This window comes from Halomonas alkalicola, assembly GCF_030704205.1.
Lineage (GTDB): Bacteria > Pseudomonadota > Gammaproteobacteria > Pseudomonadales > Halomonadaceae > Halomonas > Halomonas alkalicola.
Window position 1 is genome coordinate 773,482 of sequence record NZ_CP131913.1, and the last position, 26,815, is coordinate 800,296.

The 26,815-nt window shown below is 70.8% G+C and carries 28 protein-coding genes and 1 pseudogene; 6 read left to right on the top strand and 23 right to left on the bottom strand.

All coding sequences use genetic code 11. The annotated features are described in order from the left end of the window. Position 1 precedes the first annotated feature (1 nt). The 4 genes from frdD to B6N23_RS03715 are packed head-to-tail and all read left to right on the top strand — an operon-like array spanning position 2 to position 3,688. Positions 2 to 382 (top strand): fumarate reductase subunit FrdD, encoded by a 381-nt coding sequence (gene frdD, locus B6N23_RS03700; protein WP_305501970.1) that lies wholly within the window; start codon positions 2 to 4, stop codon positions 380 to 382. Between the two features lie 28 nt (positions 383 to 410). Then, a complete protein-coding gene (gene menB, locus B6N23_RS03705; RefSeq protein WP_305501973.1) occupies positions 411 to 1,271 on the top strand; it encodes a 1,4-dihydroxy-2-naphthoyl-CoA synthase in 861 nt (286 codons plus the stop codon). A gap of 19 nt (positions 1,272 to 1,290) precedes the next feature. Next, positions 1,291 to 2,274: an o-succinylbenzoate synthase gene (gene menC, locus B6N23_RS03710; protein ID WP_305501975.1), complete on the top strand. Its 984-nt coding sequence runs from the start codon at positions 1,291 to 1,293 to the stop codon at positions 2,272 to 2,274. Then, positions 2,267 to 3,688, top strand: a complete 1,422-nt coding sequence (locus B6N23_RS03715; RefSeq protein WP_305501977.1) for an AMP-binding protein — start codon at positions 2,267 to 2,269, stop codon at positions 3,686 to 3,688. The genes menC and B6N23_RS03715 overlap by 8 nt, the downstream gene beginning before the upstream one ends. Here the strand turns inward: B6N23_RS03715 and B6N23_RS03720 are convergent. The 12 genes and pseudogenes from B6N23_RS03720 to B6N23_RS03775 all read right to left on the bottom strand — a co-directional run bounded on the left by B6N23_RS03720 (position 3,676) and on the right by B6N23_RS03775 (position 12,977). Then, complete coding sequence (locus tag B6N23_RS03720) at positions 3,676 to 4,011, bottom strand: PilZ domain-containing protein (protein WP_305501979.1); 336 nt, start codon at positions 4,009 to 4,011, stop codon at positions 3,676 to 3,678. The two genes, B6N23_RS03715 and B6N23_RS03720, sit on opposite strands and share 13 nt — an antisense overlap. A 14-nt stretch (positions 4,012 to 4,025) precedes the next feature. Then, positions 4,026 to 5,024: a DNA polymerase III subunit delta' gene (locus B6N23_RS03725; protein WP_305501982.1), complete on the bottom strand. Its 999-nt coding sequence runs from the start codon at positions 5,022 to 5,024 to the stop codon at positions 4,026 to 4,028. Further along, complete coding sequence (tmk, locus tag B6N23_RS03730; RefSeq protein ID WP_119022936.1) at positions 5,015 to 5,656, bottom strand: dTMP kinase; 642 nt, start codon at positions 5,654 to 5,656, stop codon at positions 5,015 to 5,017. The genes B6N23_RS03725 and tmk overlap by 10 nt, the downstream gene beginning before the upstream one ends. 10 nt (positions 5,657 to 5,666) lie before the next feature. Then, complete coding sequence (gene mltG, locus B6N23_RS03735) at positions 5,667 to 6,674, bottom strand: endolytic transglycosylase MltG (protein ID WP_305501984.1); 1,008 nt, start codon at positions 6,672 to 6,674, stop codon at positions 5,667 to 5,669. A 21-nt stretch (positions 6,675 to 6,695) separates the two neighbouring features. Continuing rightward, the gene (gene pabC, locus B6N23_RS03740) at positions 6,696 to 7,511 is read right to left on the bottom strand and encodes an aminodeoxychorismate lyase (RefSeq protein WP_305501987.1); all 816 of its coding nucleotides are present in this window, start codon (positions 7,509 to 7,511) and stop codon (positions 6,696 to 6,698) included. A gap of 19 nt (positions 7,512 to 7,530) precedes the next feature. After that, positions 7,531 to 8,769, bottom strand: coding sequence for a beta-ketoacyl-ACP synthase II (gene fabF / locus B6N23_RS03745; RefSeq protein WP_302142074.1), 1,239 nt, complete (start codon positions 8,767 to 8,769; stop codon positions 7,531 to 7,533). Positions 8,770 to 8,966: 197 nt separating this feature from the next. Further along, a complete protein-coding gene (gene acpP / locus B6N23_RS03750) occupies positions 8,967 to 9,200 on the bottom strand; it encodes an acyl carrier protein (protein WP_008956801.1) in 234 nt (77 codons plus the stop codon). A gap of 131 nt (positions 9,201 to 9,331) precedes the next feature. Beyond that, entirely contained in the window at positions 9,332 to 10,075 is a 744-nt protein-coding gene (gene fabG / locus B6N23_RS03755; protein ID WP_302142072.1) for a 3-oxoacyl-ACP reductase FabG, read from the bottom strand. 30 nt (positions 10,076 to 10,105) lie between these two features. Next, positions 10,106 to 11,074: an ACP S-malonyltransferase gene (fabD, locus tag B6N23_RS03760; protein WP_305502018.1), complete on the bottom strand. Its 969-nt coding sequence runs from the start codon at positions 11,072 to 11,074 to the stop codon at positions 10,106 to 10,108. 5 nt (positions 11,075 to 11,079) lie between these two features. Further along, a pseudogene (gene plsX / locus B6N23_RS03765) lies at positions 11,080 to 12,203 on the bottom strand (phosphate acyltransferase PlsX). Between the two features lie 43 nt (positions 12,204 to 12,246). Next, a complete protein-coding gene (gene rpmF, locus B6N23_RS03770; protein ID WP_023005526.1) occupies positions 12,247 to 12,417 on the bottom strand; it encodes a 50S ribosomal protein L32 in 171 nt (56 codons plus the stop codon). A 32-nt stretch (positions 12,418 to 12,449) separates the two neighbouring features. After that, positions 12,450 to 12,977: a YceD family protein gene (locus B6N23_RS03775; protein ID WP_119022942.1), complete on the bottom strand. Its 528-nt coding sequence runs from the start codon at positions 12,975 to 12,977 to the stop codon at positions 12,450 to 12,452. Positions 12,978 to 13,079: 102 nt separating this feature from the next. Here B6N23_RS03775 and B6N23_RS03780 point away from each other — a divergent pair, with 102 nt between their 5' ends. Beyond that, a complete protein-coding gene (locus tag B6N23_RS03780; protein WP_169957984.1) occupies positions 13,080 to 13,661 on the top strand; it encodes a Maf family protein in 582 nt (193 codons plus the stop codon). Here the strand turns inward: B6N23_RS03780 and sppA are convergent. The 3 genes from sppA to B6N23_RS03795 form a co-directional block, all read right to left on the bottom strand. Then, positions 13,653 to 14,759, bottom strand: a complete 1,107-nt coding sequence (sppA, locus tag B6N23_RS03785; RefSeq protein ID WP_305502024.1) for a signal peptide peptidase SppA — start codon at positions 14,757 to 14,759, stop codon at positions 13,653 to 13,655. The genes B6N23_RS03780 and sppA overlap by 9 nt on opposite strands. A 3-nt stretch (positions 14,760 to 14,762) precedes the next feature. Then, positions 14,763 to 15,416: an HAD family hydrolase gene (locus B6N23_RS03790; RefSeq protein ID WP_302142065.1), complete on the bottom strand. Its 654-nt coding sequence runs from the start codon at positions 15,414 to 15,416 to the stop codon at positions 14,763 to 14,765. A 66-nt stretch (positions 15,417 to 15,482) separates the two neighbouring features. Beyond that, positions 15,483 to 16,430 (bottom strand): RluA family pseudouridine synthase, encoded by a 948-nt coding sequence (locus B6N23_RS03795; RefSeq protein ID WP_305502026.1) that lies wholly within the window; start codon positions 16,428 to 16,430, stop codon positions 15,483 to 15,485. Positions 16,431 to 16,983: 553 nt separating this feature from the next. Between B6N23_RS03795 and rne the strand changes: the two genes are divergently transcribed. Continuing rightward, entirely contained in the window at positions 16,984 to 20,130 is a 3,147-nt protein-coding gene (gene rne / locus B6N23_RS03800) for a ribonuclease E (protein WP_305502029.1), read from the top strand. Between the two features lie 109 nt (positions 20,131 to 20,239). Here the strand turns inward: rne and murB are convergent, their stop codons facing one another. The 8 genes from murB to B6N23_RS03840 all read right to left on the bottom strand — a co-directional run bounded on the left by murB (position 20,240) and on the right by B6N23_RS03840 (position 26,800). Further along, on the bottom strand, positions 20,240 to 21,268 hold the full coding sequence (murB, locus tag B6N23_RS03805; RefSeq protein WP_379687103.1) for a UDP-N-acetylmuramate dehydrogenase: 1,029 nt from the start codon (positions 21,266 to 21,268) through the stop codon (positions 20,240 to 20,242). Then, positions 21,265 to 21,744: a low molecular weight protein-tyrosine-phosphatase gene (locus B6N23_RS03810; RefSeq protein WP_305502031.1), complete on the bottom strand. Its 480-nt coding sequence runs from the start codon at positions 21,742 to 21,744 to the stop codon at positions 21,265 to 21,267. Before B6N23_RS03810 ends, murB begins: the two co-directional genes overlap by 4 nt. Then, the gene (gene kdsB, locus B6N23_RS03815) at positions 21,741 to 22,541 is read right to left on the bottom strand and encodes a 3-deoxy-manno-octulosonate cytidylyltransferase (protein WP_169957978.1); all 801 of its coding nucleotides are present in this window, start codon (positions 22,539 to 22,541) and stop codon (positions 21,741 to 21,743) included. Before kdsB ends, B6N23_RS03810 begins: the two co-directional genes overlap by 4 nt. Then, entirely contained in the window at positions 22,541 to 22,750 is a 210-nt protein-coding gene (locus tag B6N23_RS03820) for a Trm112 family protein (RefSeq protein ID WP_119023720.1), read from the bottom strand. The genes kdsB and B6N23_RS03820 overlap by 1 nt, the downstream gene beginning before the upstream one ends. A gap of 10 nt (positions 22,751 to 22,760) precedes the next feature. After that, positions 22,761 to 23,831 (bottom strand): tetraacyldisaccharide 4'-kinase, encoded by a 1,071-nt coding sequence (gene lpxK / locus B6N23_RS03825; protein WP_305502034.1) that lies wholly within the window; start codon positions 23,829 to 23,831, stop codon positions 22,761 to 22,763. Positions 23,832 to 23,910: 79 nt separating this feature from the next. Continuing rightward, on the bottom strand, positions 23,911 to 25,671 hold the full coding sequence (msbA, locus tag B6N23_RS03830; protein WP_305502037.1) for a lipid A export permease/ATP-binding protein MsbA: 1,761 nt from the start codon (positions 25,669 to 25,671) through the stop codon (positions 23,911 to 23,913). Continuing rightward, on the bottom strand, positions 25,668 to 26,105 hold the full coding sequence (locus B6N23_RS03835; RefSeq protein ID WP_110068040.1) for an ExbD/TolR family protein: 438 nt from the start codon (positions 26,103 to 26,105) through the stop codon (positions 25,668 to 25,670). The genes msbA and B6N23_RS03835 overlap by 4 nt, the downstream gene beginning before the upstream one ends. Continuing rightward, positions 26,102 to 26,800, bottom strand: a complete 699-nt coding sequence (locus tag B6N23_RS03840; protein WP_305502041.1) for a MotA/TolQ/ExbB proton channel family protein — start codon at positions 26,798 to 26,800, stop codon at positions 26,102 to 26,104. Before B6N23_RS03840 ends, B6N23_RS03835 begins: the two co-directional genes overlap by 4 nt. Positions 26,801 to 26,815 lie beyond the last annotated feature (15 nt).

Here is a 26,815-nt window from a genome sequence, read left to right on the forward strand (position 1 = left end):
CATGACCCAGCATCATCCGGACCGCCGTCAGGCATACGACGAGCCGCTGTGGTGGGCCCTGTTCAGCGCCGGCGGCGTCTGCTTCGCGCTGTTCGTGCCCTCGGCGGCACTGTTCCTGGCCTTGCTGCTGCCCGCCGGGCTGCTGCCGGCGGATGCGCTGAGCTACGAGCGCGCCTCTTCCCTGCTGTTCGGCCTGCCCGGCCTGATCTTCGTCGGGGCGACGATCTGCCTGCCGCTCTTCCACGCCGCCCACCGGATCCGTCACGGCCTGTTCGACCTGACGCTGGGCAGCGACGGCACCAACAAGTGGCTCATGTACGGCGCCGCCGCCCTGCTCAGCGCCCTGGCGCTGGGCGTCGTGCTGCTGGGCATGCTGCGCTGAGCCTCACCCCGACGAAAAGAGAGAACCCATGATCGAAGGCATCACGGAAGCGGAACTCTACGCGCCCATCGAATGGCGGGACCGTTCCGACGGCTATCGGGACATCCGCTACCACACCTCGCCCGACGGCATCGCCAGGATCACCATCGACCGGCCCGAGGTGCGCAACGCCTTCCGTCCGCGCACCGTGGCGGAGATGATCCAGGCCCTCGACGCGGCCCGTCGCGACAGCGCGATCGGCGCGATCATCCTCACCGGCGCCGGCGACGAGGCCTTCTGCTCCGGCGGCGACCAGCGCATCCGCGGCGACTACGGCGGCTACCGCGACGACGAGGGAGTCCACCACCTCAACGTCCTGGACTTCCAGCGCGACATCCGCACCTGCCCCAAGCCGATCGTCGCCATGGTCGCCGGCTACGCCATCGGCGGCGGCCACGTGCTGCACATGATGTGCGACCTCACCATCGCCGCCGACAACGCCGTCTTCGGCCAGACCGGGCCCAAGGTGGGCTCCTTCGACGGCGGCTGGGGCGCCTCCTACATGGCGCGCATCGTCGGCCAGAAGAAGGCCCGGGAGATCTGGTTCCTGTGCCGCCGCTACGACGCCCGCCAGGCCCTGGAGATGGGGCTGGTCAACCAGGTCGTGCCGCTGGCCGAACTGGAGCGGGAGAGCGTGCGCTGGTGCCGCGAGATGCTGCAGCACAGCCCCATGGCGCTGCGCTGCCTGAAGGCCGCGCTCAACGCCGACTGCGACGGCCAGGCCGGGCTGCAGGAGCTGGCGGGCAACGCCACCATGCTCTTCTACATGACCGAGGAGGGCCAGGAGGGGCGAAACGCCTTCAACGAGAAGCGCCGCCCCGACTTCTCGCGCTATCCTCGCAATCCCTGAGCCGGGCTCACGGGACCCGATGCGCCTCGCCCTCTACCGCTATCGCCTGCCCCTTACACGTCCGCTGATGCCGGGCGACGCGCAGCCCGGAAAACGGGAAGGCCCGACACAAAAGAGCCCGATACGAGAGGGCCTGCTGCTGGAGATCGACGGCCAGTGGGGGGAAATCGCCCCGCTGCCCGGCTTCTCCCGGGAGAGTCTGGACGAGGCCGAGGCGGAGAGCCTGGCCTGTCTCGAGGCCCTGGCGCGCGGCCGCGCCATCGCCCCGCGCCTGCCGTCCGTGAGCTTCGGCTTCGACTGCGCGCTCAGGCGCTCGCCCCCCGCCGTCGCGACGCCTCCCGAGCCCTGTCCGCTGCTGCAGGGCCCGCCCCTCGAGCTGCTGGCCGGCCTCGACGATCTGGCGCGGGCCTGGGAGACGGCGGCGGTTCGCAAGGCCAAGCTGAAGGTGGCCCGCCACGCCACGCAGGACGAGCTGGCGCTGATCCGCCGGCTCACCGAGCGCTTCCCGGCGCTCATGCTGGTGCTCGACGCCAACGGCGGCTGGTCCCGGGCGCAGGCCCTCGCCTTCTGCTCGCGGCTGCCGGTCGGGCGCATCGACTATCTCGAGGACCCCTGCGCCGACTTCGCCGACAGCGCCGCCGTCGCCGCCGCCAGCGGCGTGCCCATCGCCGTCGACGAGCCCCTGGCGCGCGGCCTGCCCTGGCACCCCGTCCCGCAGCTCGCGGCGCTGGTGATCAAGCCCACCCTGGTGGGCTCCCTGGCCCGCTGCGAGGCCCTGGTGCGGGAGGCGCGGCGGCTGGGCCTCAGGACGGTGGTCTCCTCGAGCTTCGAGTCCGACCTGGGGCTCGGGCTGCTGGACAGGCTCGCCGCCGAATGGGCGCCGGACGAGCCTCCGGGGCTCGATACCCGCCGCTGGCTGGCGAAGGGCCTGCTGGCCCCGGACGGCCTGCCCGAGCGCGACGCCCTGATCCGCCTCCACCGGAGCGACGGCCACCATGAATGACATGCCCTGCCCCATCCATCACTGGGCCGGCGAGGCCCCTTCGCGCATCGCCGTGCGAAGCGAGACGACGACCCTCGACTACCGCACCCTGGACAGACGCCTCGCCTCGCTCCAGTCGCAGCTGAGCGAGGCCGGGGTGGCGCCCGGCGCCCGGCTGGTCGCGCCGGTCCGGGGCAGCCTGGAGGATCTGCTGCTGGCCTGGACCTGCCTGCGCGCGGGCCTCCTGTTCTGCCCGCTCAACCCCGCCTTTCCCGCCGAGACGCAGGTCGGGATGGCCCGGCGGCTGCGCGCGGACGCCTTCTACTCCATAGAGGGCTCATGTGCGGAGGGCTCGCCGGCCCCGGACTGGCGGCCGCTGCGGCTCGACTTCTCCCGGGAGGCGGCCGCCGTTCCCCCGCCCCGCCTCGATCCCGAGCGGCCCTGCAACACCATCCTGACCTCGGGGTCGAGCGGGCCGCCCAAGGCGGTGCTGCACCGGCTCGGCAACCATCTCGCCTCGGCCCGCGGCTCGGCCGCCGTGCTGCCCCTGGACGCCGACTGCGGATGGCTGCTGTCGCTGCCGCTGTTCCACATCGGCGGCTACGCCATTCCGTTCCGGGTCTTCCTCGCCGGGGCCTGCCTGATCCTCGATTCCCGCGCGCGGCCGCTCGGGGAGCGCCTGGAGCGGGAGCCCATCACCCACCTCTCCCTGGTGCCGACTCAGCTGTGGCGGCTGCTGCGGGAGGGCTTCCGCCCCGAGCGCACGCGGCTGCGGGAGCTGTTGCTGGGCGGCGCGGCGATACCCGCCCCGTTGGTGGAACGGCTGAGCGCCCTCGGGCTCGCGCCCAAGGTGAGCTACGGCCTCTCCGAGATGGCCAGCCAGGTGTGCACGGGGGAGCCGACGGCGCCCGGCGTGGTGGGCAGGCCGCTGCCCGGTCGGGAGGTGAGGATCGTCGACGACGAGATCCAGGTGCGCGGCGACACCCTGTTCGTCGGCTATCTGGAAGGAGAGAATCTCGTGCCCGCCCGCGACCCCGAGGGCTGGTTCGCGACCCGCGACCGGGGGCGCTTCACCGACGGGGGCGAGCTGGTGGTGGAGGGACGGCTCGACAACCGCTTCGTCTCGGGGGGCGAGAACATTCAGCCGGAGACGATCGAGCAGCGCCTGGTGGATCATCCCGGGGTGGCCCAGGCCCTGGTGGTGCCGGTGCCCAGCGAGGAGTGGGGGCAGCGGCCGGTCGCCTTCGTCGACTGGCACGACCATCCGCTGCCGGCCCGCGCGCTCGAGGCCTGGCTGCGCGAGACGCTGCCCGGCTACATGGTGCCCGACGCCTGGCTGCCCTGGCCCGATGCCGACCAGGGACTCAAGCCGTCACGCCGGCGGCTGAGCGCGCTGGCCGCCGAACGGCTGGGCGCGCGGCCTCACAGCGTGTAGGTGGGCGCGCCCTTGTCCAGGCGGCCGGCCAACAGGTTCTCGATGCGATCGCGCACCGACTGGTCACCGGCACTGAAGTGGATGCCTACGCCGGGCATGCGCCGCCCGCTGACCCCTTCCGGGGAGACCCACACCACCTGGCCGGTGACCGGGACCCGGTCGCTCTCGCCGGGCAGGGTGAGCAGCAGGTAGATCTCCTGCCCCAGCTCGTAGCGCTCCCGGGTGGGCACGAAGATGCCCCCCCGCTCGAGCATCGGCATGTAGGCCGAGAGCAGGGTCTGGACATCCTGGATATTCAGCGACAGGGCCTTCTGGGCAGCCATGGGCCTCTCCTCGTTCACGAGCGCAGCAGCGCGGACCAGCGCACCAGCCAGGCTTCGAGCACCAGCTGGGGATTGGGATTGCCGCCCGCAGCCAGCAGGCGACGCTGTTCCCGGGCGTAGTCGAGCAGGCGGAACCAGTCGCGCAGTCGCGCGTTCTTCACCGCCTGGCGGTAGAGCGGCAGCAGATCGGGATTGCGCAGCTCGCCGGATTGCCCCGAGAGCCCCAGCCGGATCAGGTCCTCCAGCCAGGCGATACCGTACCACAGGATCGCCTCCGTCGACTGGCGCTCCAGCCGGGCGGCCTCGGCCACCGGTTCGGCGCCGCGTACCAGCGCCTCGAAGGTCTCGACCAGCTGCTGACGCAGCGCCCGGGAGGCCGGCTCGGCCTGGGACAGGGCGGCCAGGGGCAGCCCGCCGGCGAGCCCCAGCCAGAAGCGGGCCTCCTGCTCGTCGCCGAGTCGCTCGGCCAGCCAGGGCAGGCAGGCCGCCTCCCCGGGCACCGCCAGGCTCCAGTGCTGACAGCGTGAGCGGATGGTGGGCAGCAGGCGCGAGGGAATGTCGGCGAGCAGCACGAAGAGGGTGCGCTCCCCCGGCTCCTCGAGGCTCTTGAGCAAAGCGTTGGCGGCGGCCAGGTTCATGGCCTCGGCCGGGGCGATGAGGATCACCCGGTAGCCGCCCTGCTGGGGGGTCTGGGCCACGAAGGCGTTGACCTCGCGGATGACATCGATGCGGATCTGGCGCTTGCCCTCCTCCGGCTCCACGCGCAGCAGGTCGGGGTGATAGCCCGAGGCCAGCATGCGGCAGCCATGGCAGCTGCCGCAGGCGCTCTCACCGGGGGCGGCGCACAGGGTGCGCGCGACCAGGGCGTCGGCCAGGGAGCGCTTGCCTACGCCGCGCGGCCCCGAGATCAGCAGCGCATGGGGCAGCCGGCCCGCATCGGCCAGGCGCGTCAGCTCGGCGAAGCGCGGCGCCAGCCAGGGCAGCGGTTGGCCGACCGAGGACGCTACCGCCATGCCGACACCCGCTGGGCCAGGAGCGCATCGATCTGCTCCCCGACCGCCGCCAGGGGGCGCGAGGCGTCCACCACAGCGATACGCTCGGGGGCGGCGGTGGCGCGGGCCAGGTAGGCCTGGCGCACCGCCGAGAAGAACTCGCCGCGTTCGCGCTCGAAGCGATCCGGCGTCTCGCCGCGCAGGGCCACGCGCGCGCGGGCCGCCTCGATGGGCATGTCCAGCAGCAGGGTCAGGTCGGGGGCGAGGCCCCGCTGCACGAAGCGCTCCAGCTCGGCGATGCGCGCGGGGTCGATGCCCCGCCCGCCGCCCTGGTAGGCGAAGGTGGCATCGGTGAAACGGTCGCAGACCACCCAGGCGCCGCGCTCGAGCGCGGGGCGAATCACCCGCGCCAGGTGCTGGGCGCGGGCGGCGAAGACCAGCAGCAGCTCGGCATCGACGTCCAGCGGCTCCTCGACGTCGGGGTCGAGAAGCAAGCGGCGGATCGCCTCGGCCCGCGGGGTACCGCCGGGTTCGCGAGTCTGCACCACCTCGAGCCCTCGGGCCTCGAGCCAGGCGACCACCCGGGCCAGGTTGGTGGACTTGCCGACCCCCTCGCCCCCCTCCAGGGTGATGAAGCGTCCGCGCACGGCCATCTGGGTCTCCTTACTGGCGATTGCGGATATACCGGTTCACCGCGTTGTTGTGCTCGCGCAGGGTGCGCGAGAAGTGGTGCGTACCGTCGCCCCGGGAGAGGAAGTAGAGGGTGTCGCCGGGCAGCGGATCCACCGCAGCCTCCAACGACGCCCGGCCCGGCATGGCGATGGGCGTCGGCGGCATGCCGTCGATCACGTAGGTGTTGTAGGGAGTCGCCTCGCGCAGGTCGGCGCGGGTGATGCGGCCCTCGTAGCGCTCGCCCATGCCGTAGATCACGGTGGGGTCGGTCTGCAGGCGCATCCCGGTCTGCATGCGCCGCTTGAAGACGCCGGCGATCTCGCGGCGCTCCTCGGGCGCACCGGTCTCACGCTCGATCAGCGAGGCCATGATCAGCGCCTCGTAGGGCGAATCGATGGTGAGGTCGTCGGCGCGCCCCTCCCACACCTCCTCGAGGATCGCCTCCATGCGGGTGAGCGCCTGGCGCAGGATCTCCACGTCGCTCACCCCCTTGTGGTAGCGGTAGGTGTCGGGGAAGAACCAGCCCTCGGGATAGACGCCCTCGCGGTCCAGCAGCGCCATCACCTCTTCGTCGGAGAGGCCGGCGGTGCGGTTCTCCAGCTTGGGAGCGTTGTCCAGCAGCTGGCGCATCTGACGGAAGGTCCAGCCCTCGGGGATGGTCAGCGGGTAGGTGACCACCCGGTCGCTGCCGAGCAGCGCCACCAGCTCGCGCCCGCTCATGCCCGGCTCCAGCATGTACTCGCCGGCGCGCAGGCGCGGCACGCTGTCGGGCTCCAGGCGGGTCAGCAGGCGGAAGGCCCAGTCGTCCTCGATCATTCCGCGCTGGGCCAGGTCGGCCACCACCCGGTTGTAGCCGGCGCCGCGGGGCACCTCGTAGAGGGTTGGCTCGCTCACCGCGATGGGCGCCTCGAGCCGGGATTCCCAGTAGCGGTAACCACCGAACAGGGCGCCAGCGGCCAGGATGGCCAGCACCAGCAGGAACTTCAGCACACGCAGCATCGGCGTCCTCATCATCTCAGGTCAGGTCGGATCGGGCAGTGGATAGCCCAGCAGGCGATGGGCCTCGGCCTGGAAGCCCCGGTGCAGCGGCGCAAGGGACCAGCGCTGCCGCTCGACGCCATCGGCATCATCGAGGCGCACCACCGGCCAGATCCCCTGCACCGAGTTGCCGAGCCACACCGCTTCGGCCGCGATGAGCGCCTCGGGCCCGGCCTCCACCTCGGCGATGGAAAGGCGCTCCCTCAGGGCCTCGCGCAGGGTGCCCGCCACGCCGCAGCGGTCGAGGCGGGGCGTCTCCAGGCGGCCGTCACGCTGCCAGAAGAGGTTCATGGCGGTCGCCTCCACCAGCCGGCCATCGCTGTCGCAGAGCAGCCCCTCGGCAACTCCTTCGTCGTCCCACTCCGAGCGGGCCAGCACATTCTCCAGGCGATTGAGGTGCTTGAGGCCGGCCAGCGCCGGCTGGATACCCAGCCGCAGGCGGCAGTGTCGCACTCGCACGCCCTCCCGCCAGCGGTTTTCCGCAGGGACGAAGGTCGCCAGCTGCCAGCGCAGGCGAGGCTCGGGGGACGCCGGCGGCCGGTAACCGCGGCCACCGCTGCCGCGGGTCAGGATCAGCTTGAGTACCACGAGCCCCGGCCCCGCCTCGGCCAGGGGAGCGGCCAGTTCACGCTCGGCGGGCATCGGAATGCCCAGGGCATGGCAGCCGCGCACCAGCCTCGCCAGGTGCTCATCCCACAGCAGCGGACTGCCATCGCGCAGCAGCACGGTCTCGAACAGGCCGTCGCCGTAGGCGGCCCCGCGGTCGTCCAGCGGCCAGCCACCCTGCCCGTCACGCATCGGCTTGCCTACCCCCGGGTCAGACCCGGGAGAAGATCAGGGTGCCGTTGGTGCCGCCGAAGCCGAAGGAGTTCGACAGCGCCACGTCGATCTTCATCTCGCGAGCGGTGTGCGGCACGTAGTCGAGGTTGCAGCCCTCCTGGGGGTTATCCAGGTTGATGGTGGGCGGCGCCACCTGGTCGCGGATGGCCAGGATCGAGAAGATCGCCTCCACGGCGCCGGCGGCGCCCAGCAGGTGGCCGATCATCGACTTGGTGGAGCTCACCGCCACGGACTTCGCCGCCGCGCCCATCACCTTCTCCACGGCGCGGCTCTCGGCAAGGTCGCCGGCCGGGGTGGAGGTGCCGTGGGCATTGATGTAGTGGATGGCCGAGGCATCGATGCCGGCATCCCTCACGGCATTGGCCATGGAGAGCGCCGCGCCGCTGCCGTCCTCGGGCGGGGCGGTCATGTGATAGGCGTCGTCGCTCATGCCGAAGCCGGTCAGCTCGGCGTAGATGGTCGCCCCGCGCGCCCTGGCGTGCTCGTACTCCTCCAGCACCAGCACCCCGGCGCCATCGGAGAGCACGAAGCCGTCGCGGTCGCGGTCCCAGGGGCGGCTGGCCGCCTCGGGCGCCTCGTTGCGGGTCGACAGCGCCCGCGCCGCGGAGAAGCCGCCCAGGCCCAGGGGCGTGGTGGCCATCTCGGCTCCACCGCAGATCATCACGTCGGCGTCACCGTAGGCGATGGTGCGGGCGCTGTAGCCGATATTGTGGGTGCCGGTGGTACAGGCGGTGGTGATGGCGATGTTGGGGCCACGGAAGCCGTGCTGGATGGCCAGGTTGCCGGAGATCATGTTGATGATCGAACCGGGCACGAAGAAGGGCGAGATGCGCCGCGGGCCGCTCTTGAGCATGGCGCTGTGGTTGTGCTCGATCATCGGCAGGCCGCCGATGCCGGAGCCGATGGCCACGCCGATGCGCGCGGCGTTCTCCTCGGTGCACTCGATCCCGGAATCCTGAATCGCCTGGGCCCCTGCCGCCACCCCGTACTGGATAAAGAGGTCCATCTTGCGGGCCTCCTTGGGATTCAGGTAGGGACTGATGTCGAAGTCCTTCACCGAGCCGCCGAAGCGGGTATTGAAGCCGCTGGCATCGAAGTGCTCAATGGGGGCGATACCGCTCTTGCCGGCCTTGATGCTGGACCAGCTCTCCTCGACGCTATTCCCCACCGGCGTGACCAGTCCCAGGCCGGTCACCACAACCCTTCTACGTGCCATCAGTGTTCCTCCAGACATCCAGTATGACAGGGCTCCCCCGCGAGGAGCCGTCCTTTGCGCGCATTATACCGAGTCTCCCCGCCATGCGCTGCCCTGACAAGCCTCGTATCACCCTGCCACGAAAAAGCCGCCTCGCGAGGCGGCTTTTCTCCGGGGAAGCGGTTCCCCGCGTCAGGCGGCATCGACCGCCACCAGGCTTACTGGTGGGCGTTGACGTAGTCGATGGCTTCCTGGACGGTGGTGATCTTCTCGGCTTCTTCGTCCGGGATCTCGGTATCGAACTCTTCCTCGAGCGCCATGACCAGCTCGACGGTATCCAGGGAGTCGGCGCCCAGGTCCTCGGTGAAGGAGGAGCTGTTCTGGATGTCCTCTTCCTTGACGTTCAGGCGCTCGGCCACAACCTTCTTCACGCGCTCTTCGATGGTGCTCATTATGACGTACTCCAGTCGTTCAAATTGGCCGTCCAGATGACCAGCCGTTGGGGTTCCAGATCCGCAGACGGAAGCTGCGGGGTAGTTTATAGACGCCCCGGGGCCGGCGCAACCGCCGCCCCGGAAGGGTCTCAACGCATGTTCATCCCGCCGTTGACGTGCAGCGTCTCGCCGGTGATGTAGCTCGCCGTGTCGCCGGTAAGGAAGCCCACCGCCGCGGCAATTTCCTCCGGCTGGCCCAGCCGCGCCAGGGGAATCTGGCCCAGCAGCATCTTGTGCTGCTCCTCGGGCAGCGCCTCGGTCATGTCGGTGGCGATGAAGCCCGGGGCCACCGCATTGACGGTGATGGCGCGAGAGGCGACCTCGCGGGCCAGGGCCCGGGTGAACCCCTCCATGCCCGCCTTGGCGGCAGCATAGTTGGTCTGCCCAAGGTTGCCCATGGTGGCCACCACCGAGCTGATGTTGACGATGCGGCCGAAGCGCGCCCGCGTCATGCCGCGCAGGCAGGCCTTGCTGACGCGATAGATCGAGGTGAGGTTGGTGTCGACGACGTCGCTCCACTCCTCTTCCTTCATGCGCATCAGCAGGTTGTCGCGGGTGATCCCGGCATTGTTGACCAGGATGGTCGGCGCTCCGAACTCCTCGGTGACCGCCTTGACCAGGGCCTCGACGCTGGCCGCGTCGGTGACATCGAGCCGGCGCCCGGCGCCCTGGATCCCCTGGGCCTTGAGATCGGCGTCGATCTTCTCGGCGCCGGCATCGCTGGTCGCGGTGCCGATCACGATGCGCCCCTGACGGCCCAGCTCATGGGCGATGGCCCGGCCGATGCCGCGGCTGGCGCCGGTGATCAGGGCAACTCTCGTTTCGGTTGTCATGGTGTTTTCGCCTTCGTCCTGAGGAATGGTTCAGCCGTTGGTCGAGCCGCCGTTGGCGACGCTGCGGGCCAGCTCCAGTGCCGCCTCGAGGCTGTCCGGGTCGTTGACGGCCAGCCCCTTGCTGCCCCGGGCGATGCGCTTGCCGAGGCCGGTGAGCACCTTGCCGGGCCCGCACTCGATGAACACCTCAGCGCAGCCCTCGACCATGGCCTCGACGCAGGAGGTCCAGCGCACCGGGCGATAGAGCTGCTCGATCAGCCGGGTACGCAGGGTCTCGGTATCGGCGTGGGCCTGGGCATCGACGTTCTGGAAGACGGTATAGCGCGGGGCACGCAGCTCGATGGCGGCCATCGCCTCGGCCAGGCGCTCAGCGGCGGGCTCCATCAGCGCACAGTGGGAGGGCACCGAGACAGGCAGCGCCATGGCACGCTTGGCACCGGCCGCCTGGCAGGCGGCGATGGCGCGCTCCACGGCGGCACTGCCGCCGGCGATCACTACCTGACCGGGGGCATTGTAGTTGACCGCGGAGACCACCTCGCCCTGGGCGGCCTCGGCGCAGGCCTGTTCCACCACGCCATCGTCGAGACCGAGGATCGCCGCCATAGCGCCCTGACCCACCGGCACCGCCGCCTGCATCGCCTCGCCGCGCAGGCGCACCAGCTTGACGCCCTCGGCGAAGCTCATCACGCCGGCGCACACCATGGCGCTGTACTCGCCGAGGCTGTGACCGGCCATGGCACCGGGGCGCGGCCCCTCCAGCTCCTGCCAGACCCGCCAGATGGCGACGCTGGCGGTGAGCAGGGCCGGCTGGGTACAGGCGGTGGCATTGAGGGCGTCTGCCGGGCCCTCCTGCACCACCTGCCAGAGGTCATAGCCCAGCGCGTCGGAGGCCTCCTCGAAGGAGGTACGCACCACGCTGTAGCGTTCCGCCAGCTCCCGCAGCATGCCGATCTGCTGGGAACCCTGCCCGGGGAACACGAGGGCGAGGGATTGAGTCATCTTGGTCACCTTTGCTCTTGTTGGCTGTCATCACCACCGGAAATCCCCGGCGTGAGGAAGTCGGGATCGCTGGCGACTCGACCGGCTCTGCCGATCGACTCGCCAACGCCCCGCCGTGGGGCCAGACCCGCCGCCAGGCAGCGCGGCAGGTCATGCCGGACCTCCTGCACTGCCCGCTGTACCGCATAGTGGAAGCCTGCGGCGTCGGCACTGCCGTGGCTCTTGACCACGATACCGGCCAGGCCCAGCAGGCTGGCGCCATTGTAGCGCACCGGGTCGAGTTCGCCGCGCAGGCGGCGCAGCGCCGGTCGCGCCAGCAGCCCCACCAGCCGGCTGCTCCAGTGGGCCTCGAAGGTCGCCTGGACCCGCGCCACCAGCATGCGTGCCAACCCCTCGCTGGCCTTGAGCACGGCGTTGCCGACGAAGCCGTCGCACACCACCACGTCCACCTGGCCGGCGAAGATGCCATCACCCTCCACGTAGCCGCGATAGTCGAGCCCACCCATGGCGCGCAGCCGCGCATCCGCCTCGCGAACGCTAGCCGTGCCCTTGGTGCCCTCGACCCCGACGTTGAGCAGCGCCACCCGGGGGGCCTCGATCCCGTCCACATGACGAGCCATCAGCTCACCCATCAGGGCAAAGTCCACCAGCCGCTCGGCGGAGGCCTCGACGTTGGCCCCCAGATCGAGCAGATAGCAGCGCCCCTGGCTGCGGGTCGGAATGGCAGTGCTGATCGCCGGACGCGGAATGCCGGCCACGGTGCCCAGCGCCTGGCGCCCCAGCGCCACCAGGGCACCGGTGTTGCCGGCGCTGACCCCCGCCGCGGCGTCGCCGGCCGCTACCGCGGCCAGCATCCTGGCCATGCTGCTGGCCTGGCCATGGCGCAGGGCGTCGGCGGGGCGCTGACCGGGGGCGATTACCTCGGCGGAATCCACGACCTCCAGACGCGAACCAGCCAGCGCGACGCGACGAGACGCCGCGGCAGGCAGGAGATCTCTCCCTCCAGCTGTCGACGCGGGCCGAACAGCAGGAGCGAGAGACGGGAGTCCTGGAGGGCCGCACTGGCCGCTCCTCGCACGGTGGCGCGGGGACCGAGGTCACCGCCCATCGCATCGATGGCGATTCGCACGGGGAGTCAGCGGCCAGGCGTCACCGAGAGATGCGTCGTCGCTTCAGGCGTCGACGACCTTGCGACCACGGTAGAAGCCGTCCGGAGAGACGTGGTGGCGCAGGTGAGTGGTACCGGTTTCCTTGTCCTGGGACAGGGCCGGAGCGCTCAGGGCGTCGTGGCTACGACGCATGCCGCGCTTGGAACGGGTCTTGCGGTTCTGTTGAACTGCCATGGGATGTCACTCCAGAGTAAAACGATGATGAATCAGGATTTGCCCTTGAGGTGCCTGAGCACATCGAAGGGGCTCGCTGCGGGCTCCCGGGATGCCACGGCATCCTCCCCGCTGGTCAGCTGGTCGCGAGAGACCTCACAGTCGGCCTCATCGTGGTAAACCACCTGAGGCAGGCTGAGGATCAGTTCGTCCTCGACCACCGTCAGCAGGTTCAGCTGTTCGTCTTCCACCAGCACCGGCTCATGAGTGCTCGGCAACTCGGCTGCCAGATCGTCGCTGGTGACCATCCCCAGCAGGAACTCGCTCTCCACATGCTGCGCCAGGGGCGACAGGCAGCGCCGGCACGGCAGCTGCAGGTCGGCCTCCAGGCGGCCATGGATCACTCGGCGTCCCTGGGCGTCGATGCCGAAATCGAGGGTGACGCGAATATCGCCGGTCTGGGCACCGACCTCTTCGGCCAGACGTGCAAAATCGGCGAGGGCCATCAGGCCCTCGAGTCGCTCGGCGCGGGCTGCAAGCTTGTAGGGCTCGACCCTGCTGGGAAGTCGTGTGGTCAACATAGGCGCGCAATGATAGGCACTCCCCCCTCCCCTGTCAAAGCCGCCGTTGACCGTTCGGCTCATGCTACCCTCGTTCATCCATCCGCCACCGGAAAAGCCCCCATGCCACGACTCGTCCTCGCCTCAGGTTCTCGCTGGCGCCGCCAGCTCCTGGATCGCCTGGAAATCCCCTACGCCTGGCAGAGCCCCGACATCGACGAGACCCCGCACCCGGGGGAGGCGCCGGCCACCCTGGTGCACCGGCTGGCGCTGGGCAAGGCCCAGGCCCTGGCCGAGGCGTGGCCCGACCACCTGATCATCGGCTCCGACCAGGTGGCCCTGTTCGACGGCGAGATCCTCGGCAAGCCAGCCGATGCCGCCGCCGCAAGACGCCAGCTGGCGCGCTTCTCCGGACAGCGGGTGCGCTTCCTGACCGGCTTGGCCCTGCTGGACACGCGCCGTGGGCGCCATCGGGTGACCCACGAGACCTATGACGTGGTGTTTCGCCGGCTCGGCGAGGGCGAGATCGCCCGCTACGTGGAGAAGGAGCTGCCGCTGGAGTGCGCCGGCAGCTTCCGCATGGAGGGGCTGGGGATCACCCTGTTCGAGAAACTCGAGGGCGACGACCCCAACACCCTGATCGGCCTGCCGCTGATCCGCCTCTGCGCCATGCTGCGCGAGGCAGGCCTCGACCCGCTAGGGTAGCTGATAGCGCAGCGGCGAATCGGCGCGGGGCACGCCCAGCAGCTCCATGGCGACGCGGCCGAACTGCCGGGAGAAGCGCTCGAAGGGATCCGGGCGCGGAGTGTAGTCCCGCACCCTGGGCTCGGCCAGCCGCTCCCGGGCCAGGCCGCCCAGGCTGCCGATGCCGTCCACCAGGCCGAGCGCCACGGCCTGCTCGCCGCTCCACACCAGGCCGCTGAACAGTCGCTCATCCTCGCTCAGGCGATCGCCCCGCCCTTCGCGCACGGCCTCGATGAACTGGCGGTGGGTGGTGGCCAGCACCGATTGCCAGAAGTCGCGCTGCTCGGGCGCCAGCTCCGAGAAGGGGTCGAGGAAGGCCTTGTTGTCACCGGCGGCAAAGACACGCCGCTCCACGCCCAGGCGCTCGATCGCCTCCTCGAAGCCGAAGCTGGCCGAGATCACCCCGATGGACCCCACCAGGCTGGCGGGAGCCACCAGGATCTCGTCGGCCGCCGCGGCTATATAGTAGGCGCCGCTGGCCCCCACATCCTCGATCACCGCGATGATCGGCTTGTCGCCCTCGCCGCGCAGCCGCATGATCTCGTCGAAGATGCGCTGGGACTGCACCGGGCTGCCGCCGGGACTGTCGATCTGCAGCACCACCGCCACACTCTCCTCGGCCTCCCAGGCGCGATTGAGCCCGGTGATGATGCGCTCGGCACTGGCCGGCGACTCCGAATCGATCACGCCGCGCACCTTGACCACGCCCAGGTGCGGCCCGGAAGCGGCACTGCTGCCGGGGGGGCCGGCCACCAGGCTGTAGAGGGTCGCCGAGAGCGAGGCCAGGATCAGCGCCGCGAACAGGAAGCGGAAGAAGAGCTTCCAGCGTCGCGCGCGACGCTGCTCCGTCAGCACCCCGCCGATCCAGCGGTCCATCATCTCCAGCTGCTGGAGGCGCTGGCGCTCGCGCAGGGCCTCGGCGCTCTCGGCCTGGGCCGCGACCGGCTCCGCCGGGGTGCGGCGCGCCTCGCGCTCCTCGCGGGCCTGCTCGGGGCTGCGCTCCTCCCCCTGGGTCCAGGGGTCCTGTGTGGTGCCATGCTTCTGGTCGTCGTCACTCATGCCTTACCTTCCCTGCAGCCAGTCGAAGAGCTCGGGCACCGCCTCGGCGGTGAAGGTCGGCCGGCTGGCCGCCAACCGCGCGGGCGCATGCACCCCCCAGGTCACCGCCACCCGGTCCATGCCGATGGCCCGGGCCATCTCCAGGTCATACTCGGTATCCCCCACCATCACCGCCTCCGCCACGTCCACCTCGAGCTGGGCCAGCAGCTCGTCGAGCATCTGCGGGTGCGGCTTGGAGCGGGTCTCATCGGCGGTGCGGCTGGCGTGGAACCAGCGACCGCTGCCGCTCTCGTGAAAGACGCGGTCGAGGCCTCGGCGACTCTTGCCCGTGGCCACCGCCAGACGCTGCCCGCCACGGCCATGCAGGTCGGCAAGCCCCGCCTCCACCCCGGAGAAAAAGCGCATGGGCGTGTCGCTGCCCTCGACGAAGTGCCAGGAGTAGCGGCTGCGCAGCAGCTCGGCGCGCTCCGCGTCGATGCCGGGACACAGGGTGGCGATCGCCTCGGGCAGCCCCAGGCCGATGATGTTGCGGATGCTCTGGGGCGAGAGCTCGCCCCAGCCGGCGTCCCGCGACGCCGCCTGCATGCAGTCGACGATGCGAGCCGCCGAGTCCATCAGGGTGCCATCCCAGTCGAAGATCACCAGTCGATAGCGCATTGTCCTCTCCGTGTGGTCGATGCCCGAGGTCGATGAATCGGGTCGTTGAATCGAGTCGAACAGGGCTCAGGCGTCGCGACGGGCCCGGGCCAGCACCGCCTGAAGCTCATCGGGCAGCGGCGCCTTGATCTGCACCGGGCGGCCGCTGGTGGGCTCGGGGAAGCTCAGCGATTCGGCGTGCAGGAAGAGCCGCGTCACGCCGAGGGACTCGCTGAGCCGCTGGCTGTCGCGACTGGCATACTTGTCGTCGCCCAGCAGCGGATGACCGGCGTGGGCCGCATGCACGCGGATCTGGTGGGTCCGCCCGGTGACCGGTTCGGCCTCCAGCAGGGTCACCCTCGGAAAGGCCTCGCGCACCGCGAAACGGGTGCGGGAGACCTTCCCTGCCGGATCGACCCGCACCCGACGCTCGCCGTTGGCCAGGGTGTAGCGGTCCAGCCGCGCCGCCACGTAGTCGCGCCGCGCCGGCCAGCGACCGGCCACCAGGGCCAGGTAACGCTTGTCCATTTGCTGCTGCTTGAGGGCCTCGTTCAGTGCCAGCAGCGCCGGGCGCGACTTGGCCAGCAGCAGACAGCCGGAGGTGTCGCGATCCAGGCGGTGCACCAGCTCCAGGAAGTCGAGATCCTCGCGCACCTGGCGCAGCGCCTCGATCAGGCCGATCTTGACCCCGCTGCCGCCGTGCACGGCGAGCCCCGCCGGCTTGTTGATCACCAGCCAGTCGCGTCCCTCGACCAGCACGCTGCCGGCCAGCAGGTTGCGCAGGTTGTCACTCACCTCCCGCACCGCCTCGCGGGGCGAGAGCTTGAGAGGCGGTATGCGCACCAGAACACCGACCGCCAGGCGGGTGTCCGGCTTGACGCGCTTCTTGTTCACCCGCACCTCGCCCTTGCGCACGATGCGGTAGATGAGCGCCCGCGGCGCCCCCTTGATCCGGGTCATCAGGAAATTGTCGACCCGCTGGCCATCCTGACCTTCCGTCACCTCGACCCACTGTACGTCGCGCCCTTCGGCCATGCCGAGACTCCACTGCCGGAAACTGCCAAAAGGCGCATTCTATCGCAGTGGGCTCCCCGGCGCGCCAATTGCTGGCGCGGCCCGGTTGCTGTTATATTGCCAGTTCGCTCCAATGGGCCAAACCAGGCCCTCTGGCGCCTGCCCGACAGACACGCAGGCCGGAGCGAAAAGATCAGGCCGCGACGACGTCGACACGTCCCGCCCCCCGCAGCAACGGAAACACAGCGATACAGCGCCACGCCCGGATCCCCCCGATGTTTCCCCCGTCATGGAACTTCGGCAGGCCACGGGACACGTTCAACAGCGTGCCGGCGACCGGCGGCGGCGAATCGATGAATGCCAGGTGTTGGCGGTGACCGCAGGGCCGGATGGGTGACCCCCACCGAGACATGTCCTGCCTCCGCCCCGTACTCAACAACTCGTGCCGTGACGCGTCGTCATCGAACCGCCACGGCCGTAGATATGCGTATTCCTGCGATACGCTGAGCACAGGCACGCAGCACACAGAGGTTCGCCACGTCGTACTCGCCGGCACCCCATAGTGCGAGACAACATGAAACGGATGCTCATCAATGCGACCCAGCCCGAAGAGCTGCGCGTCGCGCTGGTCGATGGACAACGCCTCTACGACCTGGACATCGAATCCGGTGCCCGGGAACAGAAGAAAGCCAATATCTACCGCGGCAAGATCACCCGCATCGAGCCCTCCCTGGAAGCCGCCTTCGTCGACTTCGGCGCGGATCGCCACGGCTTCCTGCCGCTGAAGGAGATCTCCCGCGAGTACTTCGTCAAGGAGCCCGCCTCCGGCCGCCCCAGCATCAAGGAGGTGCTCAAGGAGGGGCAGGAGGTCATCGTCCAGGTCGACAAGGAGGAGCGCGGCAACAAGGGCGCGGCGCTGACCACCTTCATCAGTCTGGCCGGTCGCTTCCTGGTACTGATGCCCAACAACCCCAAGGCCGGCGGCATCTCGCGCCGCATCGAGGGGGAGGAGCGCAGCCAGCTCAAGGAGGCCATGGGGCAGCTCACCATTCCCGACCGCATGGGCCTGATCGTGCGCACCGCCGGCATCGGCCGCTCCCCCGAAGAGCTGCAGTGGGACCTGGACTACCTGGTCCAGGTGTGGGAATCGATCACCGCCGAGGCCGGCAAGCGCTCCGCTCCCTTCCTGATCTACCGCGAGTCCAACGTCATCATCCGCGCCATGCGCGACTACCTGCGCCAGGACATCGGCGAGGTGCTGATCGACAGCGAGGCGGTGCACCAGGAGGCGCTGGCCTTCATCCGCCAGGTGATGCCCTCCTACCAGCAGAAGATCAAGCTCTACGTCGACGAGGTGCCGCTCTTCTCGCGCTTCCAGATCGAGTCGCAGATCGAGACTGCCTACGAGCGTGAGGTGAAGCTGCCCTCCGGCGGCTCCATCGTCATCGATCACACCGAGGCGCTGGTCTCCATCGACATCAACTCGGCGCGCGCCACCCGCGGCAGCGATATCGAGGAGACCGCCCTGCAGACCAACCTGGAGGCGGCCGACGAGATCGCCCGCCAGCTGCGTTTGCGCGATATCGGCGGCCTGGTGGTGATCGACTTCATCGACATGAGCCCGGCACGCAACCAGCGCGAGGTCGAGAACCGCGTGCGGGATGCGCTGAAGCTGGACCGCGCCCGGGTGCAGATCGGCCGCATCTCGCGCTTCGGCCTGATGGAAATGTCCCGCCAGCGCCTGCGCCCGTCACTCGGCGAGACCAGCGGCGTGGTCTGCCCGCGCTGCGACGGCCAGGGCACCATCCGCGACGTCCGCTCCATCTCCCTCTCGATCATGCGCCTGATCGAGGAAGAGGCCATGAAGGAGCGCAGCGCCCAGATCCGCGCCATCCTCCCGGTGCCGGTAGCCACCTACCTGCTCAACGAGAAGCGCAACGTGCTGGCCGACATCGAGCGCCGCCAGGGCGTGCGGGTGGTGCTGCTGCCCAGCCCGGACATGGATACGCCCCACTACGATGTCCAGCGGCTGCGCGACGACCACGTGGACGAGGAGGGCACCGCCACCCTCTCCAGCTTCGAGCTCTCCACCGACACCGAGGTCGGCCGCGAGCCGGAACCCACCTTCGGCAAGCCGGTGCAGCGCGCCGAGGCCGCGGTGAAGACGGTCATCCACCACGAGCCGGCCCCCGCCTCCCTGCAGCAGGAAGAGGCCCCGGCACCCAAGGCCCCCGCCAAGCCCCCTGCCCCGGCAGCCAGGGCGCCGGCCCGCCCGCCCGCGGTGCAGCAGCCGGTCGCCGAGCCCCAGGCCGGCGTGCTGGGCCGCCTGGTCAAGGGCCTGGCCAAGTTGCTCGGCGGCGACGAAGCGCCTGCCGACAGCGGCAAGGCCCCCGCCGCCCGCGGCGAGGAGTCACGCGCTGACCAGGGCGCCCGCAAGCCCGCGCAGCGCGACGACGAGCGCAGCGGGCGCAATCAGCGTCAGCGCCGCCCGCGCAGCGAGGAGCGCCGCGGCGCGCCGCGCCAGGAGAGCGAGCGCGGCGACAGCAGGGCCGAGTCCGCCGACAACCGCGGTGGCCGTGGCGGCCGTGGGCGCGGCCGCCAGGACGATGCCCGTCAGGCGCGTCAGCCCGAGGCACCCAAGCGCGATGAAAGGCCGCGCGACGAGAAGCCCCGGGACGACGCGCGTCGCCAACGCGGCGGCGACAGGCGTGACGAGCGCCCGGCCGAGAAGCCGGTAGAGGCGAAGAGCAACGCGCCCAGGGCCGAGGCGCCGGTGGACGACGGCAAGCCCAAGCGTACCCGCAACAACCCGCGCAGCCGCAGCCGTCAGCACGCCATCAGCCCGAAGGCCCTGGAGGAGCAGCAGCGCCTCCAGGCCCAGGCGGCCGAGGCCCAGCCGGAAACGGCAGCCGAGGCGCCCAAGGCCGAGGTAAAGGCTGAAGCGCCCAAGGCAGCGCCGCAGCCCGCCGAGCCGAAGGCCGAGGCACCGAAGCCCGACGCGCCGAAGGCCGAGGCTCCGAAAGCCGCCGAGCCGAAGGCCGAGGCTCCGAAAGCCGCCGAGCCGAAGGCCGAGGCTCCGAAGCCCGCCGAGCCGAAGGCCGAAGCGCCCAAGCCCGAGGTAGCCAAGCCCGACGCACCGAAGGCCGAAGCGCCCAAGTCCGCCGAGCCGAAGGCCGAGGCGCCCAAGCCCGAGGTAGCCAAGCCGACCGAGCAGAAGGCCGAAGCGCCCAAGCCCGACGCGCCGAAAGCCGAGGCACCCAAGCCCGACGCGCCGAAGGCCGAGGCACCGAAGCCCGACGCGCCGAAGGCCGAGGCACCCAAGCCCGACGCGCCGAAGGCCGAGGCACCCAAGCCCGACGCGCCGAAGGCCGAGGCACCGAAGCCCGACGCGCCGAAGGCCGAGGCACCGAAGCCCGACGCGCCGAAGGCCGAGGCACCGAAGCCCGACGCGCCGAAGGCCGAAGCGCCTAAGCCCGACGCGCCGAAAGCCGAGGCACCGAAGCCGGCGGCGCAAGCACCGGTCGAGGCCAAGGCCGAGGTAAAAGCCGAAGCGCCCAAGGCAGAACCGAAGCCCGCCGAGGCACCGAAGGCCGACGCCAAGGCCGAAGAGACGCCAGAGGAGCGCCGCGCCAACCGCCGTCGCCGCCGCGCGCACAATGACCCGCGCGAGATCCGCCGTCGCGAGCTCGAGGCCAAGGCCCAGGAGAGCCCTCAGCGCTAGGAGATAGGCCAAGCAGGGCTGAGGCCCCGCTTGACCCTCTTTGAGACGACCGCGCCCGCAGCCATGGCTGCGGGCGCGGTCGTTATGGCATGGCCGTCGAGTCAGGCCATCAGCGCTCGCCGGCCAGCCGGGGCTCCCGCTCGAGGGTCACGCCGAAGCGCTCGTGCACGCGGCTCGCCACCCGCTTGGCGAAGCCGAGCAGCTCCGCCGCACTGCCGCCACCGAAGTGAACCAGCACCAGCGCCTGGCGCTCATGCACCCCGAAGTGCCCCTCGCGCAGGCCCTTGAGGCCGCAGCGGTCGATCAGCCAGCCGGCGGCCAGCTTGACCCGCCCGTCGGGCTGGGGGAAGTGGGGCATCTCGGGGTGCTCGGCCAGCAGTCGCTCGGCCAGCGCCTGCGACACCACCGGGTTCTTGAAGAAGCTGCCGGCGTTGCCGAGCACCGCGGGGTCGGGCAGCTTCTCGCGGCGAATGGCACACACCGCCTCGGCCACTGCCAGCGGCGTCGGGGCCTTCCCCACCCGACTGGCCAGATCGCCATAGCCCAGGTGCGCCCGCGCAGTGCGCGACAGCCGAAGCACCAGCCGGGTGATCACCACCCGCCCCGCGAGAGCCCCCTTGAAGATGCTGTCGCGGTAGCCGAAGGCGCACTCCTGCGGCGTCATCCAGCGCTCACGTCCGTCCGCGAGATCCACCACCTGCAGCGCCTCCAGCACCTCGCAGAGCTCGACGCCATAGGCGCCGATATTCTGGATCGGCGCCGCCCCGCAGTGGCCGGGAATCAGCGCCAGGTTCTCGGTGCCCCACAGGCCGAGGCGCGCCAGGGCCATCACCAGCGCGTGCCAGACCACCCCCGCCTCGGCGTGGACCCGTACCTCGTCCTCCTCGTCCTCCTCGCCCTCCTCGAGCCACCAGGCCGCCATGGCAGGCCGGATGACCAGCCCAGGCAGGCGCTCGGGCAGGATCAGGTTGCTGCCGCCGCCGAGCAGGGTCAGCGGCCAGTCTCGGGCGCGCGCCTCTGCCAGGGCCATCTGCAGCTCGGCCAGGCTTGCAGGCGCGACGAAATGCTCCGCCATGCAGGGCAGGCCCAGGGTGTTCGACGAGGCCAGGTCACGCGCGGGATAAGCCACCGGACTCAAGGGCGGCGCTCCAGCCGCGCCTCGATCTCGGCCAGCAGGCCGCGGGCCCCCTGCTCCACCAGGTCGAGCACCTCCTCGAAGCCCTGCTCACCGCCATAGTAGGGGTCGGGCACCGCACGATCCGGCATGCCGGCGAAGGCGAGGAAGAGCCCGAGATGGGCGTCGAGGGTCGCGGGGGCTCGGGCCCGCATGGCCGCCAGGTTGTCGTGGTCCATGGCCAGCAGGTAGTCGAAGGCGTCGAAGTCCGCATCATCCAGCTGGCGGGCACGCAGCGTCGAGAGGTCGATGCCGCGGCGGGCGGCGGCCTCTCGGGTGCGCGGATCCGGCGCCTTGCCCTCGTGCCAGCCCGCGATGCCGCAGGAGTCGACCTCGACCCGGTGAGCCAGGCCGCGCTCGTCGAGCAGGCGACGGAACACCCCCTCGGCGGTGGGCGAGCGGCAGATATTGCCCAGGCAGACGAAGAGTACCCGCCTCACTCCCCTCCCCCGCGTTCGGCGGCGTCCAGCAGGGCCCTCACCCGGGCCAGGTCCTCGGCGGTATCGACCCCGGCGGGATGCGGCTCCCTGGCCAGGGCCACCTGAATCGCGTGGCCGTGATGGAGCGCGCGCAGCTGCTCCAGGTGCTCGAGCCGCTCCAGGGGCGACGGCACCCAGTCGCGATACTCGGCCAGGAAGCCGGCGCGATAGGCGTAGAGACCGATATGGCGCAGCCAGGCGTCGGTCTCGAGCAGCTCGGGGCGGGCGGTGAAGGCGTCACGGTCCCAGGCCTCTCTATCCCAGGGCAGGGGCGCCCGGGAGAAGTAGAGCGCCCGCCCGGAGAGGGCGCGCACCACCTTCACCACGTTGGGATTGAAGAGGCTCTCCACGTCGCTGATCGGCTCGGCGAGGGTGGCGATGGAGGCCTCCGGGTCGTCGAACAGCCGGTCGGCCACCTGGTCGATCAGCGTCGCCGGGATCAGCGGCTCGTCGCCCTGGACATTGACCAGCACGGCGTCATCGGCCAGGCCCAGCCGCTCGGCCACCTCGGCCAGGCGGTCGGTGCCGGAGGGGTGGTCGGCGCGGGTCATCACCACCTCGGCGCCCTCGGCCCGCATGGCCTGCTCGATGCGGCCATCGTCGGTGGCTACCACCACCCGGGCGGCGCGACTCTCGCAGGCGCGCTGCCAGACGTGGGCCACCATGGGCCGGCCGGCGATCTGGGCCAGGGGCTTGCCGGGCAGGCGCGAGGAGGCGAAGCGCGCCGGAATGACGGCGATGAAGTCGCGCTCGGCCATCACGCCTCCCCCGTGCGTCCAGGGGAGGCGCGGAGCTTCTCGTCGGCGGAGAGCTGACGCGCCTCCTCGGGCAGCATCACCGGGATGCCGTCGCGCACCGGATAGGCCAGGCCATCATAGAGACAGTGCAGCTCCTCGGCCTCGCGCTGGTACTTCAGCTTGCCCTTGCACAGCGGGCAGACCAGCATGGCCAGCAGTTCCTTGTCCATCATGTTCACCTCACTCCTGGTGGTGAGCCGGCGCACTGCCGGCTCGCGAATTCATGTCGGGCGCCGCGGCATCCAGGGCGGCCAGCCGCGCCTCGAGCCAGCGAACGAAGGCGGGATCCGGCGTGGCCGCCACCTCCAGCACCCAGCTGTCGCGGGGCGCCAGGTCACGGCACTTCACGGCGTCCTTGGCGGTCATCACCAGCGGGCGACCGTCGGCGAAGGCGAGCTCCTCGGCGCGATAGGTGTGGTGGTCGTCGAAGGGGTGGGCCATCGCCTCGACGCCGAGCTCGGCCAGGGTCTCGAAGAAGCGCGCCGGACGGCCGATGCCGGCCACGGCGTGCACCGGCCCCGTGAACGGCAGCGGTAGCGGTGGAGAGCGCTTGCCGTCACCCAGCCGGCGCCAGGCGACCGGGGCCAGCGTCATCGCGAAGCCCCCCGGCGGCGGGGTGAAGGCCGGCTGGCCGCCGACCGCCACGCCATTGATCACGACCGCGTCGACACTGGCCAGTCGCGAGAGCGGCTCGCGCAGCGGCCCCGCCGGCAGGCAGCGGCCGTTGCCGAAGCCCCGGGCCCCGTCCACCACCACCAGCTCGAGGTCGCGCCCCAGGGCCAGGTGCTGGAGGCCATCGTCGCTGACCAGGATGTCACAGCCCGCCGCCAGCAGCCTGCCTGCCCCGCGGGGACGGTCCGGGTCCACCACCACCGGCACGCCGGTCTGGTCGGCCAGCATGCGCGGCTCGTCGCCGCACTGCGCCGCGGGGGTCCGGTCATCGACCCACAGCGGATAGGCGTCGCTCTGCCCACCATAGCCGCGGGAGAGGATGCCCGGACGATGGCCGCGCTCGACGAGGTGGCGCACCAGCCAGGCCACCAGCGGCGACTTGCCGGTGCCGCCGAGCGTCAGGTTGCCCACCACGATCACCGGCACCGGAGCCCGCCACACCGTGCGGCGCCCCTCGGCATAGGCGGCGGTGCGACGCGCCACCGCGGCGCGGTAGAGAGCCTCCAGGGGACGCAGCAGCGCCAGCCAGGGCGCCCCCCCATAGGCGGCCGCCAGCCAGCGCTCGCCCAGTCCGCTCATGCGGGGCCGGCCTCCCGGTGCGGCAAGCGATGCAGCGACACTGCCGTGGCCATCACCGGCCGGCACGCTTGCGGGCCTCTCATGCGGGGTCGGCCTCCTGGAACTGCAGGCGGTGCAGCGCGGCGTAGGCGCCGTCGCGGGCCAGCAGCTCGGCATGGCTACCCTGCTCGATCACCTCGCCCTGCTCCATGACCAGGATCCGGTCGGCGCGCTCGATGGTGGAGAGACGGTGGGCGATCACCAGGGTGGTGCGCCCGCGGCACACCTCCTCCAGGGCCGCCTGGATATGGCGCTCGGACTCGGTGTCCAGCGCCGAGGTGGCCTCGTCGAGGATCAGCAGCGGCGAGTCCTTGAAGATCGCCCGGGCGATGGCCACGCGCTGACGCTGGCCGCCGGAGAGCATCACGCCGTTGTCGCCCACCACGGTGGCGTAGCCGCCGGGCAGGCGCTCGATGAACTCGTGGGCATGGGCGGCCCGGGCGGCGGCCTCGATGGCCGCAGGGTCGGCGTCGGGTACGCCATAGGCGATGTTGTCGGCGATGCTGGCGTTGAACAGGGTCACCTGCTGGGAGACCAGGGCGATCTGGCGGCGCAGCGGCGTCAGGCGGTAGTCGTCCAGGGGCACGTCATCGACCAGCACCCGCCCCTCGGTGGGCCGATAGAAGCGCGGCAGCAGCCCCACCAGGGTCGACTTGCCGCTGCCCGAGCGGCCCACGATGGCGATCATCTCGCCCGGCGCCACCTCGAGGTCGATGCCCTTGAGCACCTCGGGCTGACCCTCGCCGTAGCGGAAGCGCACGCCCTCGAAGCGGACCCTGCCGACCAGCCGGCCCGGCTCGTGGTGCCCCTCGTCCCGCTCGGCGGGCACCTGCAGCAGGCCGAACAGCTCGGCGGCGGCGGCCAGCCCCTTCTGGATCTCGCTGTTGATCTCGGTGAGCTGGCGCACCGGCTTGGCCATCAACGAGGCGGCGGTGATGAAGGCGACGAACTCGCCGGCGGTCATGTTGTCCATCAGCGTCGGCGACATGGCCAGCCACACCAGCACCGCCAGGGCCAGGGCCACCAGCAGCTGAATCACCGGAGTGCTGATCGCCTTGGTCAGCGCCTCCTTCATGCTCTGCTGGCGGTTGTACTCGCTGGCGGCGGCGAAGCGAGCCTTCTCGAAGCCCTCGGCGCCGTGGGTGCGCACCACCCGGTAGCCGGAGAGCGCCTCGGAGGCCACGTGGGTGACGTCCCCCATGGAGGCCTGGATGCGCATCGAGATGCGCCGGAAGCGCTTGCTGGCGTAGCTGACCACCCCGCCGATCAGCGGCGTGACGGTCAGGAAGAGCAGCGTCAGCATCCAGTTGGTCCACAGCAGGTAGCCCACCAGGCCGAGGACGAAGAGCCCCTCGCGCAGCAGGATGGTCAGCGCCTTGGTGGCCGCGCCGGTGACCTGCTCCACGTGGTAGGTGACCCGCGAGATCAGGTGGCCGCTGGAGTGGCTGTCGAAGAAGCGCCCCGGGAGGTGGAGCATATGGTTGAAGACGTTGCAGCGCAGGGCGTGGACCACGTTGCGCGCCACGTTGCTCATGAAGTAGGTGCCGAGGAAGGTGCCGAGGCCCCGGGCGGCGAACATGCCGACCACGAACAGCGGCAGGAAGAGCCGGAAGGCGGCATCGGGGTTCTGGATGCCATCGATCAGGCGCTTCATCATCTCGGCGAGTGCCGTGCTGGAAGCGGCATAGATGACGTAGCCGACAATGGCCAGGCCAAAGGAGCGCCAGTGGGGGCGCACATAGCTCAGCAGGCGCTTGTAGAGCGTCCAGCCGGAGTGTTGGGGGGTCCCGTCCTGATTCACGGCGTCTCCGCTTGTGGGGAAATGGTCTCGCCGGTGCGGCTTTCGGTGGTGGCGATACGCACCCGCTCGATGCCCTGCAGGCCGGCCTGGTCGAGCACGCGGACCACATCGGCGTGGCTGGCGCGGCCATCGGCCTCCACCACCAGACCGTGCTCGCGGGCCTGCTCGGCCTCGGCGGCCAGCGCCGAGGCCAGCTCGGCCGGCGTCAGCTCGCGCTCGCCGAGGCGGTAGACGCCGGCCGCGGTGACCACCAGGGTGACCGGCGAGACCTCGGCGGCGGCCCCGCTGGTCGTCTCGGGCAGTTCGAGCTCCAGCGCCTGACGGGTCTCGAAGGTGGTGGAGACCATGAAGAAGATCAGCAGCAGGAACACCACGTCGATCAGCGGCGTGAGGTTGACCTCCACCGGGTCGCGGCGGGTACGCGCAAACCTCACGAGCGCTTCACCCGGGGCGCCATCCGCCCGTCGGCCTCGAGGCGCTCCTCCTCGGCGGCGGCCTCGTGGCGCTCGGCCAGGGTCAGCTCGCCGCCGTAGTGGGCGAGGAACTCCATCACCTGGCCCGACTGCTCCTCCATGCGCACGGTGATGTCCTCGACCCGGCGCAGGAAGTAGCGGTGGAACATCAGGGCGGGAATCGCCACGGTCAGGCCCGCCGCGGTGGTCACCAGGGCGCGGGAGATGCCGCCGGCCAGATCGGCGGTGCGGCTGGCGCCGTCGCCGGCGACGATCACCGAGAAGACCTCGATCATCCCCACCACGGTGCCCAGCAGCCCGATCAGCGGAGCGATGGCAGCGATGGTGCCGAGGGGGCTCAGGAAGCGCTCCATGTCATGGATCACCGCGGTGCCCGCCTCCTGGAGACGCGCCCGCACCTGTTCATGGCCGAGGCGCGCGTTGCGCAGCCCCGCGGCCAGCACGCCGCCCAGCGGCGAGTGGCTCTCCAGCCAGAAGAGGTTGACCTGGCCCCGGGAGACCAGGGTGCAGACCTCCTGGCCGAGCCCCCGGGGCGCGATGCGCCCGGCACGCAAGGTCCAGAGGCGTTCGATGATGATCACCGTGGCCAGCAGCGAACAGCCCAGCAGTGGCAGCATCAGCCAGCCCCCGGCGATCAGGGCCTCCATCATGTCCATGCGCTTTCCCTCGAA

Coding starts and splice junctions, on each gene's coding strand:
- frdD (WP_305501970.1), top strand. CDS start 2: ATGACCCAGCATCATCCGGACCGCCGTCAGGCATACGACGAGCCGCTG.
- menB (WP_305501973.1), top strand. CDS start 411: ATGATCGAAGGCATCACGGAAGCGGAACTCTACGCGCCCATCGAATGG.
- menC (WP_305501975.1), top strand. CDS start 1,291: ATGCGCCTCGCCCTCTACCGCTATCGCCTGCCCCTTACACGTCCGCTG.
- B6N23_RS03715 (WP_305501977.1), top strand. CDS start 2,267: ATGAATGACATGCCCTGCCCCATCCATCACTGGGCCGGCGAGGCCCCT.
- B6N23_RS03720 (WP_305501979.1), bottom strand. CDS start 4,011: ATGGCTGCCCAGAAGGCCCTGTCGCTGAATATCCAGGATGTCCAGACC.
- B6N23_RS03725 (WP_305501982.1), bottom strand. CDS start 5,024: ATGGCGGTAGCGTCCTCGGTCGGCCAACCGCTGCCCTGGCTGGCGCCG.
- tmk (WP_119022936.1), bottom strand. CDS start 5,656: ATGGCCGTGCGCGGACGCTTCATCACCCTGGAGGGGGGCGAGGGGGTC.
- mltG (WP_305501984.1), bottom strand. CDS start 6,674: ATGCTGCGTGTGCTGAAGTTCCTGCTGGTGCTGGCCATCCTGGCCGCT.
- pabC (WP_305501987.1), bottom strand. CDS start 7,511: ATGCGTGACGGGCAGGGTGGCTGGCCGCTGGACGACCGCGGGGCCGCC.
- fabF (WP_302142074.1), bottom strand. CDS start 8,769: ATGGCACGTAGAAGGGTTGTGGTGACCGGCCTGGGACTGGTCACGCCG.
- acpP (WP_008956801.1), bottom strand. CDS start 9,200: ATGAGCACCATCGAAGAGCGCGTGAAGAAGGTTGTGGCCGAGCGCCTG.
- fabG (WP_302142072.1), bottom strand. CDS start 10,075: ATGACAACCGAAACGAGAGTTGCCCTGATCACCGGCGCCAGCCGCGGC.
- fabD (WP_305502018.1), bottom strand. CDS start 11,074: ATGACTCAATCCCTCGCCCTCGTGTTCCCCGGGCAGGGTTCCCAGCAG.
- rpmF (WP_023005526.1), bottom strand. CDS start 12,417: ATGGCAGTTCAACAGAACCGCAAGACCCGTTCCAAGCGCGGCATGCGT.
- B6N23_RS03775 (WP_119022942.1), bottom strand. CDS start 12,977: ATGTTGACCACACGACTTCCCAGCAGGGTCGAGCCCTACAAGCTTGCA.
- B6N23_RS03780 (WP_169957984.1), top strand. CDS start 13,080: ATGCCACGACTCGTCCTCGCCTCAGGTTCTCGCTGGCGCCGCCAGCTC.
- sppA (WP_305502024.1), bottom strand. CDS start 14,759: ATGAGTGACGACGACCAGAAGCATGGCACCACACAGGACCCCTGGACC.
- B6N23_RS03790 (WP_302142065.1), bottom strand. CDS start 15,416: ATGCGCTATCGACTGGTGATCTTCGACTGGGATGGCACCCTGATGGAC.
- B6N23_RS03795 (WP_305502026.1), bottom strand. CDS start 16,430: ATGGCCGAAGGGCGCGACGTACAGTGGGTCGAGGTGACGGAAGGTCAG.
- rne (WP_305502029.1), top strand. CDS start 16,984: ATGAAACGGATGCTCATCAATGCGACCCAGCCCGAAGAGCTGCGCGTC.
- kdsB (WP_169957978.1), bottom strand. CDS start 22,541: ATGGCCGAGCGCGACTTCATCGCCGTCATTCCGGCGCGCTTCGCCTCC.
- B6N23_RS03820 (WP_119023720.1), bottom strand. CDS start 22,750: ATGGACAAGGAACTGCTGGCCATGCTGGTCTGCCCGCTGTGCAAGGGC.
- lpxK (WP_305502034.1), bottom strand. CDS start 23,831: ATGAGCGGACTGGGCGAGCGCTGGCTGGCGGCCGCCTATGGGGGGGCG.
- B6N23_RS03840 (WP_305502041.1), bottom strand. CDS start 26,800: ATGGACATGATGGAGGCCCTGATCGCCGGGGGCTGGCTGATGCTGCCA.